General features: G+C 68.4%; 19 protein-coding genes and 1 pseudogene. 3 read left to right on the top strand and 17 right to left on the bottom strand.

What is annotated here, in order from left to right:
* Positions 1-54 precede the first annotated feature (54 nt).
* The 11 genes and pseudogenes from AB0I77_RS20185 to AB0I77_RS20135 all read right to left on the bottom strand — a co-directional run.
* A complete protein-coding gene (locus tag AB0I77_RS20185) occupies positions 55-2,916 on the bottom strand; it encodes a DEAD/DEAH box helicase (protein ID WP_363283967.1) in 2,862 nt (953 codons plus the stop codon).
* A 93-nt stretch (positions 2,917-3,009) separates the two neighbouring features.
* On the bottom strand, positions 3,010-3,957 hold the full coding sequence (gene tatC, locus AB0I77_RS20180; RefSeq protein WP_363283966.1) for a twin-arginine translocase subunit TatC: 948 nt from the start codon (positions 3,955-3,957) through the stop codon (positions 3,010-3,012).
* Between the two features lie 47 nt (positions 3,958-4,004).
* Entirely contained in the window at positions 4,005-4,292 is a 288-nt protein-coding gene (gene tatA, locus AB0I77_RS20175) for a Sec-independent protein translocase subunit TatA (protein ID WP_363283965.1), read from the bottom strand.
* Positions 4,293-4,529: 237 nt separating this feature from the next.
* Entirely contained in the window at positions 4,530-4,724 is a 195-nt protein-coding gene (locus AB0I77_RS20170) for a hypothetical protein (RefSeq protein WP_363283964.1), read from the bottom strand.
* A 36-nt stretch (positions 4,725-4,760) separates the two neighbouring features.
* A complete protein-coding gene (locus tag AB0I77_RS20165) occupies positions 4,761-5,054 on the bottom strand; it encodes a hypothetical protein (RefSeq protein WP_363283963.1) in 294 nt (97 codons plus the stop codon).
* The gene (locus AB0I77_RS20160) at positions 5,051-6,091 is read right to left on the bottom strand and encodes a WYL domain-containing protein (RefSeq protein ID WP_363283962.1); all 1,041 of its coding nucleotides are present in this window, start codon (positions 6,089-6,091) and stop codon (positions 5,051-5,053) included. The genes AB0I77_RS20165 and AB0I77_RS20160 overlap by 4 nt, the downstream gene beginning before the upstream one ends.
* Positions 6,092-6,105: 14 nt before the next feature.
* Positions 6,106-7,059: a WYL domain-containing protein gene (locus AB0I77_RS20155; RefSeq protein WP_363283961.1), complete on the bottom strand. Its 954-nt coding sequence runs from the start codon at positions 7,057-7,059 to the stop codon at positions 6,106-6,108.
* A gap of 205 nt (positions 7,060-7,264) precedes the next feature.
* Positions 7,265-7,636 carry an FKBP-type peptidyl-prolyl cis-trans isomerase gene (locus AB0I77_RS20150; RefSeq protein ID WP_030672441.1) on the bottom strand — a complete coding sequence of 124 codons (372 nt, stop codon included), beginning with the start codon at positions 7,634-7,636 and terminating at the stop codon, positions 7,265-7,267.
* Between the two features lie 60 nt (positions 7,637-7,696).
* Complete coding sequence (locus tag AB0I77_RS20145) at positions 7,697-8,701, bottom strand: FKBP-type peptidyl-prolyl cis-trans isomerase (RefSeq protein ID WP_363283960.1); 1,005 nt, start codon at positions 8,699-8,701, stop codon at positions 7,697-7,699.
* 127 nt (positions 8,702-8,828) lie between these two features.
* Positions 8,829-10,190: a Pup--protein ligase gene (gene pafA, locus AB0I77_RS20140; RefSeq protein ID WP_363283959.1), complete on the bottom strand. Its 1,362-nt coding sequence runs from the start codon at positions 10,188-10,190 to the stop codon at positions 8,829-8,831.
* 9 nt (positions 10,191-10,199) lie between these two features.
* Positions 10,200-10,453: pseudogene (locus AB0I77_RS20135) on the bottom strand (MFS transporter); the annotation flags it as partial.
* Positions 10,454-10,594: 141 nt separating this feature from the next.
* Between AB0I77_RS20135 and AB0I77_RS20130 the strand changes: the two are divergent.
* Together AB0I77_RS20130 and AB0I77_RS20125 are read left to right on the top strand one after the other, a co-directional pair.
* Positions 10,595-11,800 carry an MFS transporter gene (locus AB0I77_RS20130; RefSeq protein WP_363283958.1) on the top strand — a complete coding sequence of 402 codons (1,206 nt, stop codon included), beginning with the start codon at positions 10,595-10,597 and terminating at the stop codon, positions 11,798-11,800.
* 121 nt (positions 11,801-11,921) lie between these two features.
* The gene (locus AB0I77_RS20125) at positions 11,922-12,941 is read left to right on the top strand and encodes a LacI family DNA-binding transcriptional regulator (protein WP_363283957.1); all 1,020 of its coding nucleotides are present in this window, start codon (positions 11,922-11,924) and stop codon (positions 12,939-12,941) included.
* Positions 12,942-12,993: 52 nt separating this feature from the next.
* Here the strand turns inward: AB0I77_RS20125 and prcA are convergent, their stop codons facing one another.
* The 3 genes from prcA to AB0I77_RS20110 form a co-directional block, all read right to left on the bottom strand.
* On the bottom strand, positions 12,994-13,740 hold the full coding sequence (prcA, locus tag AB0I77_RS20120) for a proteasome subunit alpha (RefSeq protein ID WP_363283956.1): 747 nt from the start codon (positions 13,738-13,740) through the stop codon (positions 12,994-12,996).
* Between the two features lie 101 nt (positions 13,741-13,841).
* On the bottom strand, positions 13,842-14,687 hold the full coding sequence (gene prcB, locus AB0I77_RS20115; protein WP_363283955.1) for a proteasome subunit beta: 846 nt from the start codon (positions 14,685-14,687) through the stop codon (positions 13,842-13,844).
* The gene (locus AB0I77_RS20110) at positions 14,639-14,815 is read right to left on the bottom strand and encodes an endonuclease domain-containing protein (RefSeq protein WP_363283954.1); all 177 of its coding nucleotides are present in this window, start codon (positions 14,813-14,815) and stop codon (positions 14,639-14,641) included. The genes prcB and AB0I77_RS20110 overlap by 49 nt, the downstream gene beginning before the upstream one ends.
* Here AB0I77_RS20110 and AB0I77_RS20105 point away from each other — a divergent pair, their 5' ends adjacent.
* Positions 14,816-14,938 carry a hypothetical protein gene (locus AB0I77_RS20105; RefSeq protein ID WP_363283953.1) on the top strand — a complete coding sequence of 41 codons (123 nt, stop codon included), beginning with the start codon at positions 14,816-14,818 and terminating at the stop codon, positions 14,936-14,938.
* A gap of 41 nt (positions 14,939-14,979) precedes the next feature.
* Here the strand turns inward: AB0I77_RS20105 and AB0I77_RS20100 are convergent, their stop codons facing one another.
* From AB0I77_RS20100 to arc, 3 genes are all read right to left on the bottom strand, one after another.
* Positions 14,980-15,195 (bottom strand): ubiquitin-like protein Pup, encoded by a 216-nt coding sequence (locus AB0I77_RS20100; RefSeq protein ID WP_030038375.1) that lies wholly within the window; start codon positions 15,193-15,195, stop codon positions 14,980-14,982.
* Positions 15,196-15,351: 156 nt separating this feature from the next.
* Positions 15,352-16,863, bottom strand: a complete 1,512-nt coding sequence (gene dop, locus AB0I77_RS20095; RefSeq protein WP_363283951.1) for a depupylase/deamidase Dop — start codon at positions 16,861-16,863, stop codon at positions 15,352-15,354.
* Between the two features lie 235 nt (positions 16,864-17,098).
* Complete coding sequence (gene arc / locus AB0I77_RS20090; protein ID WP_363283950.1) at positions 17,099-18,865, bottom strand: proteasome ATPase; 1,767 nt, start codon at positions 18,863-18,865, stop codon at positions 17,099-17,101.
* Positions 18,866-18,980: the final 115 nt, after the last annotated feature.

Raw genomic sequence — 18,980 nt, 5'->3', positions numbered from 1 at the left:
CGAGGGCGCAACGCGCACCCCCACACACCTCCGCAGGCCTGCGCTGCGCGTAGCTCACCCCACCGACGAGTAAGCCACAACCCCCCGCAACAACCCATCAACGGCCTTCCGCGCATTCTTCGCGACCGTAGAACTCACCCCACCAGACACAGGCGCCGCCGCCGAAATCTGCCCCAGCACATCAATCACCTGCTTGCACCACCGCACAAAGTCCCCAGCAGGCATCTCCACCTCGCGCAACACCTCGTCGAGCCCCTTGCCGGACGCCCACATGTACGCGGCCCACGCAAACCCCAGATCGGGCTCACGCTGCCCCACCCCCTCCGTCTGCGAGATCCGGAAGTCCTCCTCCAGAGCGTCCAACCGCCCCCAGATCCGCACCATCTCCCCCAGCGCCGCCTTCGCCTTCCCCGACGGCAACTTCGGCACCATCGCGTCATCGCTCAGCCGCGCCTCGTACACCAACGCCGAAACACACGCGGCCAGTTCAGCCGGACCGAGCCCCTCCCACACCCCTTCCCGCAGACACTCACTCGCCAGCAGATCAAGCTCGCCGTACAACCGCGCCAACCGCTTCCCATGCTCGGTGACCTCGTCACCGCGCAGATAGTCCATCTCGGTCAGCAGCGCCACAATCCGATCAAACGTACGAGCAATAGTGTTCGTACGCCCCTCGATACGCCGCTCCAGCTGCGAGGTATCACGCACCAGCCGGTGATACCGCTCAGCCCAACGGGCGTGATCCTCCCGGTCGTTGCACCCATGGCAGGGATGCGCCCGGATCGCGGTGCGCAACCGCGCGATCTCCCGGTCGTCAGCGGCCTCCGACCGCTTCTTGCGCGCCCGCTCCGGCGGAATGTGCCCGGCCTTGGTCCGCAGCGCGGAGGCAAGATCCCGACGGGACTGCGGCGAACGCTGATTGAAGGACTTCGGAATCCGCATCCGGTCCAACGCCTCGACAGGCACCGGGAAGTCCATCGACGCCAGCCGCTTGACCTGCCGTTCCGCCGTGAGCACCAACGGCCGCGGCCCGTCGTGGTGCTCGAAGCCACGATGACCGTTGGACCGCCCGGCGGGCAGCCCCGGGTCGAGCACCAACGCCAGACCCGCGTACTTGCCGGTGGGAACATGAATCACATCCCCCGGCTTGAGCTTCTCCAGCGCGACAGCCGCTTCCGCCCGCCGCTGCGCCGCCCCCTGCTTGGCGATCTCGTTCTCTCGGTCCTTGAGCTCGCGACGCAGTCGCGCGTACTCCTCGAAGTCACCGAGGTGGCAGGTCATGGAGGCCTTGTAACCCTCGAGCCCCTCCTCATTGCGCTGCACCTGCCGCGAAATCCCCACCACCGACTTGTCGGCCTGGAACTGCGCGAATGACGTCTCCAGCAACTCGCGCGAACGGCGCCGCCCGAACTGCTCCACCAGATTGACCGCCATGTTGTACGACGGCTTGAAGCTGGACCGCAGCGGATACGTCCGCGTCCCGGCCAGTCCCGCCAGGTGCTCGGGGCTCATCCCGCGCTGCCACAGCACGACCGCGTGGCCCTCGACGTCGATACCGCGCCGGCCCGCACGCCCCGTCAACTGCGTGTACTCGCCCGGGGTGATGTCGGCATGCTGCTCGCCGTTCCACTTGACGAGCTTCTCCAACACCACCGAACGCGCGGGCATGTTGATGCCCAGCGCGAGCGTCTCGGTCGCGAACACCGCCTTCACCAGGCCGCGTACGAACAGCTCCTCGACGACTTCCTTGAACGTCGGCAGCATGCCCGCGTGATGGGCGGCGATCCCGCGCTCCAGTCCCTCCAGCCACTCGTAATAGCCCAGGACATGCAGATCCTCGGTCGGAATGGAGGCGGTGCGCTCCTCGACCAGAGCACGCACCCGCTCCCGCGACTCGTCGTCGTTCAGCCGCAGCCCCGCGTACAGACACTGCTGTACGGCTGCCTCGCAGGCCGCGCGGCTGAAGATGAACGTGATGGCGGGCAACAGCCCCTCGGCGTCGAGCCGTTCTATGACCTCGGGACGCCCCGGGGTCCACACCCGCGACCGCTGTCTGCGCTCCCGCTCGCGGTCGGCCTCGCGCATGGCGCGGCCCCGCCTGCGGTCCTGGAACGAGGGGCGGGTGGCCTCCATGCGCGCGAGGCGCGCGAGGTCGGGATTGACGGCCTTCTTGTAGCCCTCGCCCTCCTCGAAGAGGTCGTACATCCGCCGCCCGGCGAGCACGTGCTGGAACAGCGGTACGGGCCGGTGTTCGGAGACGATCACCTCGGTGTGGCCGCGGACGGTGTCGAGCCAGTCGCCGAACTCCTCGGCGTTCGACACGGTGGCCGAGAGGGAGACGAGGGTGACCGACTCGGGGAGGTGGATGATCACCTCTTCCCACACCGCTCCCCGGAAGCGGTCGGAGAGGTAGTGCACCTCGTCCATGACCACATAACCGAGGCCGAGGAGGGTCTGCGAACCCGCGTACAGCATGTTGCGCAGCACCTCGGTGGTCATCACGACCACCGGGGCATCGGAGTTGACGCTGTTGTCGCCGGTGAGCAGGCCGACCCGGTCCGCGCCGTAACGGCGGCACAGGTCGGCGTACTTCTGGTTCGACAGCGCCTTGATGGGTGTCGTGTAGAAGCACTTCTTGCCCTGCTGGAGGGCGAGGTGGACGGCGAACTCGCCGACGATCGTCTTGCCTGAGCCGGTGGGCGCGGCCACCAGCACGCCCTTCCCCGATTCGAGCGCTTCACAGGCCTCGATCTGGAAGGGGTCGAGGCCGAAGTCGTACATCTCGCGGAAGGGAGCGAGCGCGGTGGCCTGCTCGGCAGCGTGCCTACGTGCTGCCGCGTACCGCTCGGCCGGTGAGAGATCCTCTGTCATCGTACTTTCGAGCGTACCGGGCCCCACTGACAACAGGACGATCATTATCCGGATCCGCTGCCGGCGAACCCGGGATCCCCCCAGATCACGACGCTACGCCCCGCACAGCACCCCGGATGCGGCGCGGGGTGCCTCAGGTCACGTCACGTCGTCATACCCGTTGACCCGCTCCGTGGTCGCCTGCTCGGGCAGCGCCCGGCTCGCGGAGACGGTCTCGACATCGCCGATGTCCTCGGGGGTGAGGTCCAGGTCGGAGGCCTCGTCGTCGGCGGGGCCCATCGCCTCGCGGCGGCGCTTGCGCCGGTCGTTGAGCAGCGAGAAGGCTACGGCGCCGAAGTACAGCACCCAGATCGGCCCGGCGAGCGCCAGCATGGTCAGCGGGTCGGTGCTCGGCGTCGCGATGGCCGCGAAGACGGTAATGCCCATGATCATGCCCCGCCACCAGCCGAGCATCCGCTTGCCGGTGATCGCCCCGGTGAGGTTGAGGAAGACCAGCAGCAGGGGCAGCTCGAAGGAGAGCCCGAAGACGAGCACCATGCGGGTGACGAGGTCGAGCAGATCGTCCAGGGGCAGCAGGTTGGTGACGTCGGAGGGCGTGAAGCCGAGCAGCACCTTCGCCGTGGTGGGCAGCACCGCGTAGGCGAAGTACGCACCGGCCATGAAGAGCGGGGCACCCGTGCCGACGAACGCGTACGCGTACTTCTTCTCGTGCTTGTGCAGACCCGGGGCGACGAACGCCCACAGCTGGTAGAGCCAGACCGGCGAGGCGACCACGACGCCGGCCATCAGGGACACCTTCAACGCCAGCGTGAACGCGGTGAGCAGACCGTTGATCGTGATCTGCGCGCACTGCTGCTCGGAGGACGCCTTCGCCAGTTGTTCGAAGCTCGCGTCGCAGCCGACCGAGTCGAGGATCGGCCTCGTGATCAAGTTGATGATGTCGTTGTAGAAGAAGGCGGCGACGACTGTGACGGCGACGATGGCCAGCAGCGCCTTCGCGAGCCGGTTGCGGAGCTCACGAAGGTGCTCCGCGAGGGGCATCCGCCCCTCGGGATCCTTCTCCTTGTTGCGGGCAGACTTCAGCAACCCACGTTCCCATCTCGTGCGGCGGGCCGGAGGTCACCGGCCCTGCGTCAGCGCTTGGTCGTGTCCGTCGGCTCGGTGACCGGGCGCGAGCTCGTCACGTCGCCGGGAGCGGCCTGGATGGTGCGCTGGGACGGGGACTGCTCGTCGTTGTTCGGCGGACCGGCCGGGGTGGCGGTGCTGCCGCCCTCGTCCTTCATCGCCTTGGCCTCGCTCTTGAGGATGCGAGCGGACTTGCCGAGCGAGCGCGCCATGTCGGGAAGCTTCTTCGCGCCGAACAGCAGGATGATGACGACGAGGATGAGAATGATCTCGGGGGCGCCGAGCCTTCCGAACATAAGTCTTTACCTTCTCACCGAGGCGGCTGGGGTGGGGTGCTGTCCGACCGGTCGGACATGTGTCCGATCGACCGTGCTGGCAGCGATCGTAACGCTCAGGGGTAAACGTGTGGCAATCCCTGTGCGTACTCCCGGTCCGCGAACGGGCCTCGTTCTCCGATCCGCGACCAGCAGCGTACCTGGCGGAACCAGCAAGTTGACAGGGCGAAGTGGCCCAAAGCGCATCACGCCCGTGACTCACAGGGAGTCCACAGAGCGGGCCGCGCTCATGGACGCGCGCTCCAGATCCTCCGCGGCACGGCTGATGCGCCGGGCGGAGTCCGTGACCTGCCTGCCCAGACGCTGTGCCTCCAGGAAGACCCGTATGGCGAGCACCCCGAGAAGGGCGAGACCCACAAAACCCACGGCTACCGCGAACATCGGCCAGAACATGACGCCGAGCCTAGACCTCCGCGAAGTCGCCCGAGCTCAGAGGGTCGAGTGCAGCCGCAGCGTCCTGACCCCGCCCCCGGTGAGCAGTTCGACGATCCGCTCCCCGGCGGGCTTGCGGACCACGGCGCCGCAGTCGGGGCAGGTGAAGGAGTAGAAGGTGGTGCGGTTAGTAGCGCCGATGGCGAGGCGCAGCGCGCTCGCGGCGAGTTCGAAACGGCCCCGGCAGTCCGGGCAGCCCGCCCGGAACAGCACCGGAGCCACGCTCCGCATCCCGGCGAACGCGGCGGCCACCGTCATGTCCCGCACACCAGAGGTCGACGACTCGCTCAAAGCCCCTGCTCCTGCCTGTCGTACTGCCCGTCGTGAACCACGCGGGCGCCATGGGCGCCCTGTGCCTCGACCCCGTCGTACGCCGCCAGTGCCTCGCGGGCCGCCCGCCGGGCGCTGTCGGCGAGGTCCTGCGGCGAGACGATCCGGCCGTCGCGTCCCAGGCGCAGCGCCAGCCGCCGCAGCGACGTGGGATCCGGGGTGCGCAGAGTGATGCGCAGCCCGCCGTCCGGAAGCTCATCCGCACTGTCGTGCGGGTAGTACTCGGCGACCCAGCGCCCGCCCGGGCCGACCTCGACCACGACCTCCGGGTCCTCGGCGGCGGGCTGCACCAGCCCTTCGGACAGGTCCCGCAGCTCGATCTCGGGCGGCGCGGACGGCTCGTCCAGGATCCTGATCTCGGCGACCCGGTCGAGCCGGAAGGTGCGGCGCGCCTCGGACCGGCGGCACCAGGCCTCGACATAGGTGTGGCCGACGCTGACGAGCCGGATGGGGTCGATCTCGCGTTCGGTGACCTCGTCACGGGCCGGCGAGTAGTAGCGGATCCACAGGCGGCGCCGTTCGGAGATCGCCCGATCGACGTCCGCGAAGACACCGCCCTCCGACTCGAAGGTCACGGAGAGCCGGGAGCTGGCGCCCGCCTGCTCACCGGCCGCGGCCTCCACCTTGGCCGTGGCCCGCAGCAGCGCCTGCCGGTCGCTCTCGCGCAGCCCGGGCAGGGTGGACACCGCGCGGGCGGCGACCAGCAGCGCGGTGGCCTCGTCGGCGGCGAGCCCGAGGGGCTCGGCGACGTCATCGGGGTTGTGCCACCAGATGCGCTCGCCGTCGGTGTCGATGTCGAGCAGATCGCCGCCGCGGAAGCTGGTGCCGCACATGGGCAGCACGTCGAGGTCGGAGACCAGCTCGTCCTCGGTGATCCCGAAGGCACGGGCGACGTCCTCGACCCGGGCGCCGGGGCGCTCCTTCAGATACGTCACCAGGGAGAGCATCCGCCGGGTCTGGTCGATGGCGTTCGTGGGCCTGGCCGGTTTTCCCACCACTTTCCTACGCCCCCTCAGCCCTTGGCCACGGCACGCAGCCGGTCCACCACGTCGGCCCGCAGTTCGGCGGGCTCGAGGACCACCACGTCCGGACCGAACTCGACCAGCCAGGCGTCCAGTCCGTGCCCGTACGGAATTTCCAACTCGTCCCAGCCGTCGCCCAGCTCCCGTACCGAGCCGGCCTTCGCCCGCAGGGGGTACCCGGCGCCGGTACGCAGCCGGATCAGCGCGGAGCGGTCGGCGTTCTCCCCCGCCCAGCTCGCGACGGTCTCGCGCACGGTGACGACATCCGGCACCGGCGCGGTGTAACGGCTGCCACGCGTGCGTACCTTCCCGGTGATCCGGGACAGCCGGAACACCCGCTCGGCGCCCCGGTCGCGGTCCCAGCCGGCGAGGTACCAGTGGCCGCGCCAGCACTCCAGCGCCCACGGCTCGACATTCCGGGGCTCGGGGCGGGCGGCGGTGGCCTTGCGGTAGTCGAAGACGACCGGGCGGCGGTCGCGGCAGGCCAGCATCAGCGGCTCGAACGCGACCTCGTGCACCGGGATACGCGGCTCCAGCGCGCCATGGGCCCCGTACGGGTCGACGTCCTCGGGCAGCCCCGCCGCGCGCAGCTTCTGGAGGGCGCCGCTGGCCGCGCCGGCGAGCCGGGCCTGTTGCCAGACCTTGGCGGCCAGCCCCAGGGCGGCGGCCTCCTCGGCGTCCAGGGTGACGGGCGGGAGGCGGTTGCTGTCGCGGCGGGCGAGGTAGCCGACCTCGCCGTCCAGGTTCTCAACGGTTTCGATCACCAGTCCGAGCTCGCGCAGATCGTCCTTGTCCCGCTCAAACATGCGGTTGAAGGAGTCGTCCGATCCCGCTTCCAGGTAGGCCTCGATGGACTCACGCAGCTCACGCTTGCTGAGCGGCCGCCGCGTCCCGAGCAGACACAGCGCCAGGTTCATCAGTCGCTCGGCCTTGGCAATGGCCATCGACGCCCTTCGCCTCCCTATGGTGCTTACGGACGATGACCGTACCGCCCCGAAGTGGCGCGGCAAAAGCCGAGGGCCCATGCCCGACAGGCATGGGCCCCAGGTGATCGGGTCCGGTCGGATCCCGCCCGAAGGTCGTACGGCGATCGGACGGTCCGTGATCCCTTACGACTCCCGTACGACGATTACGACTCCTGTACGACGATCAGACCCCGAGGAGGTCGACCACGAAGATCAGGGTCTCGCCGGGCTTGATCGCCGGAGTCGGGCTCTGGTTGCCGTAGGCGAGGTGGGCCGGGATGGTCAGCTGGCGACGGCCGCCGACCTTCATGCCCTGCACGCCCTGGTCCCAGCCCTTGATGACTCGGCCCCCGCCCAGCGGGAAGCGGAACGGCTGACCGCGGTTCCAGCTCGCGTCGAACTCCTCGCCGGTGCTGAAAGCGACGCCCACGTAGTGGACGGTGACGGTCTGGCCCGCCTGCGCCACGGCGCCGTCGCCCTCCCAGATGTCCTTGATCTCCAGGTCCGCCGGGGGCTCGCCGCCCGGGAAGTCGATCTCGGGCTTGTCGATGCTCACGTCTCTAGCTCCTGCTTGTTCGCGGAAAGGCAACACGGACAGTCTTGCACCTCGAAGGGGTCACATCTTCGCCAGGATGTCGACCGAGAAGACCAGCGTGGAGTCCTTCTTGATACCGCTGCCGGCCGGCGGGCTGTCGCCGTAGCCCAGCTTCGGCGGGATGGCGATGAGGACGCGGCTGCCGACCTTCTTGCCGGTCAGGCCCTGCGCCCAGCCCTTGACGACCTGCTGGAGCGAGAACGACGTCAGCGAACCGCCGCTGTACGTCGAGTCGAACTCCTTGCCGGTGTCCCACAGCACGCCCTTGTACTGGACGAGCACGGTGTCCGCGGCGGCGACCTCGGCGCCGTCGCCCTCGATGACGTAGTTCGCCACCAGCTTCGTCGGCGCGGCCGCCTTGGGGACGTCGACGGAGGGCGCCTTGCCGTCGGTGTTGGTGCCCACCTTCGGCAGGTCGGCGTTGTCCTGGGCGACGTTCGTGCCCTTGGCGGAGCTCTTCCCGTTGAACGTGTCCTGCACATCGACGACGAAGACCAGCGTGTCGGTGCCCTTGATGCCCGCCTGCGGCTGCCCCTGCGTGCCGTATCCCCAGGTGGGCGGGACGGAGAACTCGACCCGGCTGCCGGCCTTCTTGCCCGTCAGGGCGTACCGCCAGCCGTCGATGATGCTGCCCGCGGCGAGCTGGATGATCAGCGGCTTCTTGCGGTCGTAGGAGTTGTCGAAGACCTTCGCCGTGTCCCAGATCTGACCGAGGTAGTTCGCCTGGATGTAGTCGTTCTCCGCGACGGTCTTGCCGCTGCCCGCGACGAGCGTCTTCACCGCGAGCTGCTTCGACGGGTCGCCGCTGCCCTTGGCGATCGTCGGCTTCGTGTCGAACTTCGCGCCCGCCGTGATCGCCGGCAGCGGGCCGTCGACGATCTTCGGCCGGGGTGCGGACGATGCGGGGGCCGAAGGTGAGGGCGATGCGCTGTCGCTGGCTTTGCTGGAGTCCGCCTCGTCGTCACCGCATCCGGCGAGTGTGACCAGTCCTGCGGGTACGGCGATGAGAAGTGAGCGTCGGCGCACGGTGGGGGCCTCGTAATCGGTCGATCTTGTGATGGCGTGCGCGCAACTCTACGGCGTGAGAAGGGCGCCGTACGTGAAACGTACGGCGCCCGTGTTGCGTTCCGGTGTTTCAGCCGAAACACACTGCTCACATTCCGGCGATGAGCTTCTCCACCCTGTCGTCCACCGAACGGAACGGGTCCTTGCACAACACCGTGCGCTGCGCCTGGTCGTTGAGCTTGAGGTGGACCCAGTCGACCGTGAAGTCACGGCGCTGTTCCTGGGCCCGCCGGATGAAGTCGCCGCGCAGGCGGGCCCGAGTGGTCTGCGGCGGAACCGACTTGCCTTCGAAGATCTTCAAGTCGTTGCAGATCCGCTTGGCTTGGCCCTTCTTCTCCAGCAGGTAGTACAGGCCACGACGGCGGTGGATGTCGTGGTAGGCGAGGTCTATCTGCGCGACCCGGGGATGCGACATGGTCATGTTGTGCTTGGCCCGGTACCGCTCGATGAGCTTGTACTTCATGACCCAGTCGATCTCGGTGCCGATCCGGTCGAGGTCCTCGGCCTCGATCGCGTCCAGCGTGCGGCCCCACAGTTCCAGGACCTGGTCGACGGTGCCGGTGCGGATGCCGCGGCGCTCGACGAAGTCCACGGCCTTCTCGTAGTACTCGCGCTGCACCTCGAGGGCGGAGGCCTCGCGGCCGCTGGCCAGACGCACCTTGCGCCGGCCCGTGATGTCGTGGCTGACCTCGCGGATCGCCCGGATCGGGTTCTCCAGGGTCAGGTCGCGCATCACCGTGCCCGCCTCGATCATGCGCAGCACCAGGTCGGTGGCGCCGACCTTGAGCAGCATGGTCGTCTCGGACATGTTGGAGTCGCCCACGATGACGTGCAGGCGGCGGTAGCGCTCGGCGTCCGCATGCGGCTCGTCGCGCGTGTTGATGATCGGCCGGGAGCGAGTGGTCGCCGAGGAGACGCCCTCCCAGATGTGTTCGGCCCGCTGGCTGACGCAGTACACCGCGCCCCGCGGGGTCTGCAGCACCTTGCCGGCGCCGCACAACAACTGCCTCGTGACGAGGAACGGAATAAGGATGTCCGCGAGCCGGGAGAACTCCCCGTGCCGGGCCACCAGATAGTTCTCGTGGCAACCGTAGGAGTTGCCCGCCGAGTCGGTGTTGTTCTTGAAAAGGTAGACGTCGCCCGCGATTCCTTCCTCGTGCAGGCGTCGTTCGGCGTCTACCAGGAGTCCTTCCAGAATGCGCTCGCCTGCTTTGTCGTGGGTGACCAGCTCGGTCACGTTGTCACATTCGGGTGTCGCGTATTCCGGATGTGATCCCACGTCGAGATAGAGGCGGGCACCGTTCCGCAGAAAGACATTGCTGCTGCGGCCCCATGACACGACACGGCGGAAGAGGTACCGAGCCACCTCGTCGGGAGACAGGCGGCGCTGTCCCCTGAACGTACACGTGACGCCGTACTCGTTCTCCAGCCCGAAAATGCGGCGGTCCATGAGTGAACATTACGCCCGATCCCCCGAGCTGAAACGAGGTTCGACAGCACGGTTTGGATCATTTTCCGCTGAAGACGCAACCACCGCTCCCCCGGCGGCAGCTGCGCGGACCCGCGCCGTGGCCGGCGGAACGAGCCGCGAGACGGCCCCAGCGGCGCCCGGTACGGACGGAAGCCCCGCAGGGCATCCCCGGCCTCGACGACCGGCCCCGCGGGCTCCGCTCCGACGGACACGCCGACTGTGAACGTCGTCACAAGCCGGGCGCGAGGACCGTCAGAAGCCCTACCAGTACCTCCTGTCGCCCCGCCCGCGTGCCCGATGGCGCGGTTGACTCGAATCGGCTCACCGGCTAAGTGTTACGTATAACGTAGCCTCCCCGTTTCCGTTGGCCAGGAAGGCGCCCCATGAGTTATCTGAGCGTGCTGCGGAGTCCCCATGTAACCCGGTTGCTGGTGGGCACCCTTGTCGGGCGGCTGCCGAGTGCGATGGCCGCCGTCGCGATCCCTCTGGCACTGCGCGAGGCGGACGCACCGTACTGGTTCGTCGGGTTCGCCGTCGGCGCGTTCGCCATCGCCACGGCCGTAGGGGGGCCGCTGCTCGGCCGTCTGGTGGACCGTGTCGGCCAGACCCTGGTACTGCTTCCGGCAGCCGTGCTCGCGGGCTGCGGGTTCCTTGTGATCGCGGCGGCCCCCGGCCGACAGGTTTTTGTCGTTGCCGGGGCGGTCCTGGCGGGAGCGGCGACGCCGCCGTTGGAGCCCTGTCTGAGGTCACTGTGGCCGACGGTCGTTGCCGCAAAGAAGCTGGAGTCGGCCTACGCCCTGGATTCCGCCTCCCAGGAGCTGATCTTCGTGGGCGGGCCGCTGATCGTTGCCGGCTGTGTCTCCGTCGCCTCACCTGTGGAAGCCCTGTGGGCCGCCGCGATGCTGGGGCTCGCGGGTGTGCTCGTGGTCGCCACCGCGGCGCCCGCCCGGGCCTGGCGGGCGCCTGCTCGCGAGACCGACTGGCTCGGCCCGCTGCGCAGCCAAGGTCTCGTCATCCTGCTGGTCAGCCTCACCGGTGTAGGGGTCGCGCTCGGCACGCTCAATGTCGTCGTCGTGGCCTATGCGGAGGAACACCGGTTGCCCGGGGGCGCCCCGACACTTCTGGCTCTCAATGCCCTCGGTGCCCTGATCGGGGGACTTGCCTACGGCGCTGTACGCCACTGGTCGGTCCGGCCTGCGCGACGGACTCTGCTGCTGACCATCTGCCTGGCACCGGGCTATGCGCTCCTGTGCCTGTCGCCCGCGCCGCCCTTGATGTCCGGCCTGATGGTGCTGACCGGGCTGTTCCTCGCACCGGTGCTGACCGTCACCTTCCTCCTGGTCGGCGAGCTCGCCCCAGCGGGCACGGTCACCGAGGCGTTCGCCTGGCTCGTCACGCTGATGACCACGGGTATGGCGCTCGGCTCCGCCGTCGTCGGGCTGGTCCTGGAGCACGGCGGTCCGGGTTGGGCGGCGGCGTGCGGCGTGCTGGGTCTCACGGTCAGCATTCTCATCCTCCTGGCCGGGCAGTCACGGCTGGACGCGGACCGGAGTGCGCAAACCCGAGCGGCGGCTGTTTCCACGGCATGACTCGCACCCGTCGGTGTGGACGGGACCGGGCAAGCGCATGAGGTTGGTGGTACGTATAACACCCGTCGCCCTACGTACCATGTGCGCTGTTCACACGCCCAGACGAAAGAGCAGGCAGCCGGTGGCACGAGGCAGCACCCGCCCCACCAGCCGTGACGTCGCCCAGGCCGCCGGCGTCTCCCAGGCCGCGGTCTCCCTGGTCCTCGGCGACAAGTGGCGCGGGCGGGTGTCGGAGCCGACGGCCGAGCGCGTGCGGGAGGCCGCGCGCGAGCTGGGCTACCGGCCCAACCTGGCCGCCCGCAACCTGCGCCTGGGCCGCACCCGCACCGTCCTCCTCGTGGTCCCGGCGCTGACGACCGAGTTCTTCGCGGGGGTCTACACCGGCGCGGCCCGCGTCGCCGCCGAGCACGGCTTCGGCGTGGTCCTCTACCCCTCCCCCGAGGGCATCGGCCCCGCCCGGGACCCCTTCGCCTCCGCCCAGGCCGCCCTGGACGGCGTCATCGCCTCCTCCATGGCCGCCGACGCCCTCACCGCGATCCGCGGCGACCAGCTGCCCCTGGTGATGCTCGACAGCGACCCCGAGGGCAGCCCGGGCGCGGCGGCCACGGTCAACCTGGACATCGCGGACGGCGTACGGCAGGTCACCGAGCACCTGCTGGGCCTCGGCCACCGCCGCTTCCTGCACCTCGCGGCCGACGTGGCGTCCTGGACCTTCGAGGTACGCGCCCGCGAACTGGCCGCCCGGACTGGCCCGGTCCCCGGCACCTCGGTCCGCACCGTCCACGCGCCGATCTCCATCGACGGCGCCCGGACCGCCGCCGAGGCCGCGCTCTCTGCCCCGGGCCCGCGCCCCACCGCGCTGGTCTGCGACGACGACAAACTCGCGGCCGGCGCCTACAAGGCACTGCGCCGACTCGGCCTGCGGGTCCCCGACGACGTCTCCGTCACCGGCCTCGACGACCTCGCCCTGGCCACGGCCATCGACCCGGAGCTGACGACCGTACGACTGGACGCCGAGCTGTTCGGCGAACGGGGCATGCGGGCCCTGCTGGCGGTCCTGGAGGGCCGTGAGCCCGAGGCGGGCAACATTCCCGTCGAGCTACTCGTACGGGGCTCCACGGCGCCACCGAGGGCCTCCTGAACCACCTGTGCCCCGGCCGAGGGTCGGCCGGGGCACATCAGGGATCGGTGGGCTACTTCTCGTCGGGTTCCTCGGCGCTCTCCGCCTCGGTCGTCGCTCCGCCGGCCTCCAGCAGCCGGGCGAGCTGACGGCCGACGATGCGCTTGAACTTGCGCGCCTGCGGACGCGTACGGTCCAGCACCGCGACCTCCAGGCGCTCGGCGGGGATCTCCCGCTCACTGCCGTTGGTTTCGCGGGACAGGGACTGGACGGCCAGGGCGAGCGCCTCGGAGAGCGACATGCCGTCCTGGTGGCGCTGGTCCAGGAAGCTGCTGATCGTCTCGGCGTTGCCACCGACCGCGACCGAGCCGTGCTCGTCCACGATCGATCCGTCGTGCGGCAGCCGGTAGATCTGGTCGCCCTCGGGTGTGTCCCCGACCTCGGCGACGACCAGCTCCACCTCGTACGGCTTCTCGGCGTTGCTGGAGAAGATCGTGCCCAGCGTCTGGGCGTAGACGTTGGCGAGACCGCGGGCGGTCACGTCGTCACGGTCGTAGGTGTACCCACGAAGATCGGCGTACCGCACACCGCCGATGCGCAGGTTCTCGTACTCGTTGTACTTGCCGGCGGCCGCGAAGCCGATCCGGTCGTAGATCTCGCTGAACTTGTGCAGCGCGCGGGACGGGTTCTCGCCGACGAAGACGATGCCGTCGGCGTACTGCAGCACGACCAGGCTGCGGCCACGGGCGATGCCCTTGCGGGCGTACTCCGCCCGGTCGGCCATGGCCTGCTGGGGTGAGACATAGAACGGCGTCGACACCGGTTATCCGTCCCTCTCTTCTGGGTTCCGTCGAATTCCCTGGATCACCTTGACCTGGATCACCTTGACCTGAATCACCATGAGCAAGAACCAGCCGCCCGCTAGAGCAGCGCGGCCCGCGGGCCGTCGGGCTGCTCCAGGCGCCGCTCCAGGATCGAGCGGGCGATCTCGGAGGACTCGTCCTCGGCGAGCCTGCGGAAGCCGTCCTCGGTGATCACGGTGACGATCGGGTAGATCCGGCGGGCGACATCGGGACCGCCGGTCGCCGAGTCGTCGTCTGCCGCGTCGTAGAGGGCCTGCACCACGAGCATCGTGGCCTCGGCCTCGGTCAGGCCGTCATGGAAGAACTTCTTCATGGCGCCCCGGGCGAAGACCGAGCCGGAGCCGGTGGCGGCGAAGTTGTGCTCCTCGGAGCGGCCGCCTGTGACGTCGTAGGAGAAGATGCGCCCCCTGCCGCGGTCCACGTCGTACCCCGCGAAGAGCGGGACCACGGCCAGGCCCTGCATGGCCATGGCCAGGTTGGAACGGATCATGGTCGACAGCCGGTTCGCCTTGCCCTCCAGGGAGAGCTGGGCCCCCTCGACCTTCTCGAAGTGCTCCAGTTCCAGCTGGAAGAGCTTGACCATCTCGACCGCGAGACCGGCGGTGCCGGCGATGCCGACGGCCGAGTACTCGTCGGCCGGGAAAACCTTCTCGATGTCGCGCTGCGCGATCACATTGCCCATCGTCGCGCGGCGGTCACCAGCCAGCACGACGCCGCCCGGAAAGGTCACGGCCACGATCGTGGTGCCGTGCGGCGCCTCGATCACACCCTGTGTGGGGGGCAGTTGCCGATTGCCGGGCAGGATCTCCGGCTGGTGCTCGGACAGGAAGTCCATGAAGGACGACGACCCAGGCGTCAGGAAGGCAGCTGGTAGACGCCCGGTGCTACGAGTGTTGGGTTCCACAAGGTTCCTTCCGGTAGGCGGCAACCCGACGTGCAGTGTCGGGGGTCAACTCCCAACTTGCCCATGGCCGAATTGCAGTTGAAGCACGGTACGCCTCGGACCTTACCCGTCCTGCGGCGGTGATCCACATGAACGGACGGACGGCTTGGGGACAGATCACGCACGGCCCGCGGGCCGCTTCGGCACGACGCGTGCTGCCCGCGGCCCGAACCTTCTCGTACCGCGAGCAGCACTGCACCGTCTACTTCTGACGCACCCGCCCCCGAACCAATGATTCGAAGGAGAGACCGGCCTACTGGCCGCCCTTTTGAACGAAGGAGCGCACGAAGTCCTCGGCATTCTCCTCAAGGACGTCGTCGATCTCGTCCAGGACGGAGTCCACGTCGTCGCTCAGCTTCTCCTGGCGCTCCTTGAGGTCCTCGGATGCCTGCGCCTCGGGCGCCTCCTCGACCTCCTCGGTGTTGCGCGTCGCCTTCTGCTGTCCGCCGCCGGTGTCCTTGGTCGCCATAACCCTCACCCCGCTCGGTTCGACGTTCTTGATCAGACCCTACAAGCAGGGTCCGACATCGGCCCCGCAGTTCTCTCAACGTCCGGGGACCACCTCGATGATTCCCGGACGCCGAGAATTCCACCCTGTGGGACCGAGTCGGCCCCGAGTACCCCGTCAGCCGCCCGACAGCACCCTGACCAGGTCCTCCGCCGTACGACAGCGGTCCAGGAGCTCCTTGACGTGATTACGCGTTCCGCGAAGCGGTTCCAGGGTTGGGACCCGCTGGAGCGAGTCCCGGCCCGGCAGATCGAAGATCACCGAGTCCCAGGAGGCCGCCGCCACGTCGTCGGCGTACTGCTCCAGGCAGCGTCCGCGGAAGTATGCGCGCGTGTCCTCAGGCGGCTTCGTACGGGCCCGCTCGACCTCGTCGTCGTCCAGGAGCCGCTTGATGCGGCCGCGGGCCGCCAGCCGGTTGTAGAGGCCCTTGTCGGGGCGTACGTCGGCGTACTGGAGGTCGACCAGGTGCAGCCGGGCGGCGTCCCAGTCGAGGTTGTCACGGCGCCGGTAGCCCTCCATGAGCTCCCGCTTGGCGACCCAGTCCAGCTCGCCGGCCAGGCTCATCGGGTCGTTCTCCAGGCGGTTGAGCGTGTCCTCCCACCGGGTCAGGACGTCCTTGGTCTGCTCGTCGGCGTCCGCGCCGTACCGCTCCTCCACGTACTTGCGGGACAGCTCGAAGTACTCCATCTGCAACTGGACCGCGGTGAGTGTCCGGCCGCTGCGGAGCGTGACCAGGCGCTTGAGCGTCGGGTCGTGGGAGACCTGGTGCAGGGTACGGACGGGCTGGTCCACCGCCAGGTCGACCGCGATGAAGCCGTCCTCGATCATGGACAGGACCAGGGCGGTCGTGCCCAGCTTCAGGTACGTGGAGATCTCCGAGAGGTTCGCGTCGCCGATGATCACATGGAGGCGGCGGTACTTCTCGGCGTCGGAGTGCGGCTCGTCGCGGGTGTTGATGATCGGGCGCTTGAGGGTGGTTTCGAGGCCGACCTCGACCTCGAAGTAGTCGGCGCGCTGGCTGAGCTGGAAGCCGTGCTCGTGCCCGTCCTGACCGACACCGACGCGGCCCGCTCCGGTGACGACCTGGCGTGAGACGAAGAACGGCGTGAGGTGGCGCACGATGTCCGAGAACGGGGTTTCCCGCTTCATCAGGTAGTTCTCGTGCGTGCCGTAGGAGGCACCCTTGTTGTCGGTGTTGTTCTTGTAGAGGTGGATCGGCTGGGCGCCGGGAAGCTGGGCCGCCCGCTCCGCCGCCTCCGCCATGATGCGCTCGCCGGCCTTGTCCCACAGGACGGCGTCCCACGGATTGGTGACCTCCGGGGAGCTGTACTCCGGGTGCGCGTGGTCGACGTAGAGCCGCGCGCCGTTGGTCAGGATGACGTTGGCCAGGCCGATGTCCTCGTCGGTGAGCTGGCTGGCGTCGGCGGCCTCGCGGGCGAGGTCGAAGCCTCGCGCGTCCCGCAGCGGATTCTCCTCCTCGAAGTCCCAGCGGGCTCGCCTGGCCCGGTGCATCGCCGCCGCGTAGGCGTTGACGATCTGGGACGAGGTGAGCATGGCATTGGCGTTGGGGTGACCGGGGACGGAGATCCCGTACTCCGTCTCGATGCCCATTACTCGCCGTACGGTCATGCGGCCCTCCTTGCCCGGCGGCGCCCTCGGTCGGGGGCGCCGCTCAAGTACCGCTGGCGCTCCGGTGCGTGTGCGGTGCCCGTCCCCGCACTGCGCGACTCGGCGGTATGGAAGAGCCTAGAACGCCTTTGCGCTGGTGGGGAGATCATTTGCGTCATTGCCTTGCTCCAGCCGTGGCCCTGAAAAACAGTCGGCTGCGGGTACCCGGTGAGGGCACCCGCAGCCGCCCTGTCTTTTACAGGTACTGACCGGTGTTCGCCACCGTGTCGATGGAGCGTCCGGTGTCCGCACCCTGCTTTCCGGTGATAAGGGTACGGATGTAGACGATCCGTTCGCCCTTCTTACCGGAGATGCGAGCCCAGTCGTCCGGGTTGGTGGTGTTCGGCAGGTCCTCGTTCTCCTTGAACTCGTCCACGCAAGCCTGGAGGAGGTGGGAGACCCTGAGGCCCTTCTGCTTGTGCTCGAGGAAGTCCTTGATCGCCATCTTCTTGGCACGGCCCACGATGTTCTCGATCATGGCACCGGAATTGAAGTCCTTGAAGTACAGGACTTCCTTGTCGCCATTGGCGTAGGTGACCTCCAGGAAGCGGTTCTCCTCCGATTCGGCGTACATCTGTTCCACGGCCGTCTGGATCATGCTCTGGACCGTGGAGGACCGGTCGCCGCCGTGCTCTCCGAGGTCCTCGGAGTGCAGCGGGAGGCGCTCGGTGAGGTACTTCTGGAAGATGTCTTTGGCCGCTTCGGCGTCCGGACGCTCGATCTTGATCTTCACATCGAGCCGGCCGGGCCGCAGGATGGCGGGGTCGATCATGTCCTCGCGGTTGGAGGCGCCGATCACGACCACGTTCTGCAGGCCCTCCACACCGTCGATCTCGGCGAGCAGCTGCGGGACGATCGTGTTCTCGACGTCCGAGCTGACGCCCGAGCCTCGGGTGCGGAAGAGGGACTCCATCTCGTCGAAGAAGACGATGACGGGGGTGCCCTCGCTGGCCTTCTCACGTGCACGCTGGAAGACCAGGCGGATCTGCCGCTCGGTCTCGCCGACGTACTTGTTCAGGAGCTCGGGGCCCTTGATGTTGAGGAAGAAGCTCTTGCCGGTGGCCTGACCCGTCACCTCGGCGACCTTTTTGGCCAGCGAGTTGGCGACGGCCTTGGCGATCAGCGTCTTGCCGCATCCGGGGGGCCCGTACAGCAGCACGCCCTTCGGCGGCCGCAGCTCGTGCTCCTTGAAGAGGTCGGGGTAGAGGTACGGAAGCTCGACCGCGTCGCGGATCATCTCGATCTGGCCGCCCAGACCGCCGATCTGCTCGTAGCCGATGTCCGGGACTTCTTCGAGGACGAGTTCCTCGACCTCGCTCTTGGGAACGACCTCGTAGACGTAGCCGGAGCGGGATTCGAGCAGTAGGGCGTCGCCGGGACGGATGACTACGTCCAGCAACGGCTCGGCGAGCCGTACCACCCGTTCCTCATCGGTGTGCCCCACCACGAGGGCGCGCTCGCCGTCCTCGAGGATCTCCTTGAGGGTGACGATGTCGCCGACGCTCTCGTACTCCATGGCCTCGACCACGTTGAGCGCTTCGTTGAGCATCACTTCCTGGCCGCGCCGGAGCTCGTCGAGTTCCACGCTCGGGCTGACGTTCACCCGGAGCTTGCGGCCACCGGTGAAGATGTCGGCTGTGCCGTCCTCGTTCGCCGTGAGGAAGACACCGAAGCCGGCCGGCGGCTGTGCGAGCCGGTCGACCTCCTCCTTGAGGGCCACGATCTGGTCTCGGGCCTCACGGAGCGTGTTGGCGAGTCGCTCGTTCTGGGCGGACACGCCGGCCAGGTTTGTCTGCAGCTCGACGATCCGCTCTTCGAGAATCCTCGTGTGTCGCGGAGAGTCGGCGAGCTTGCGTCGCAGGACGGCGATCTCCTGCTCAAGGTAGGCAATCTGCCCGACGGGGTCCTCGGACCCTCGTCCCGGGCGGATGCCGCGGTTCATGTCGTCGTCGTGGGCTGCCACGGTCCTCACCTCCTCCAAGGGGAGCTGGACGCTTCCAGACCCTACCTGGGTGGGTGTCGATTGAAACCCCTAGATCACAAAGACGGTAGAGGTGTGTCCGATCTTCACCCTTGCG

It is taken from the genome of Streptomyces sp. NPDC050619 (assembly GCF_040654815.1).
GTDB lineage: Bacteria > Actinomycetota > Actinomycetes > Streptomycetales > Streptomycetaceae > Streptomyces.
This window is presented reverse-complemented; position numbering and strand designations above follow the sequence as displayed.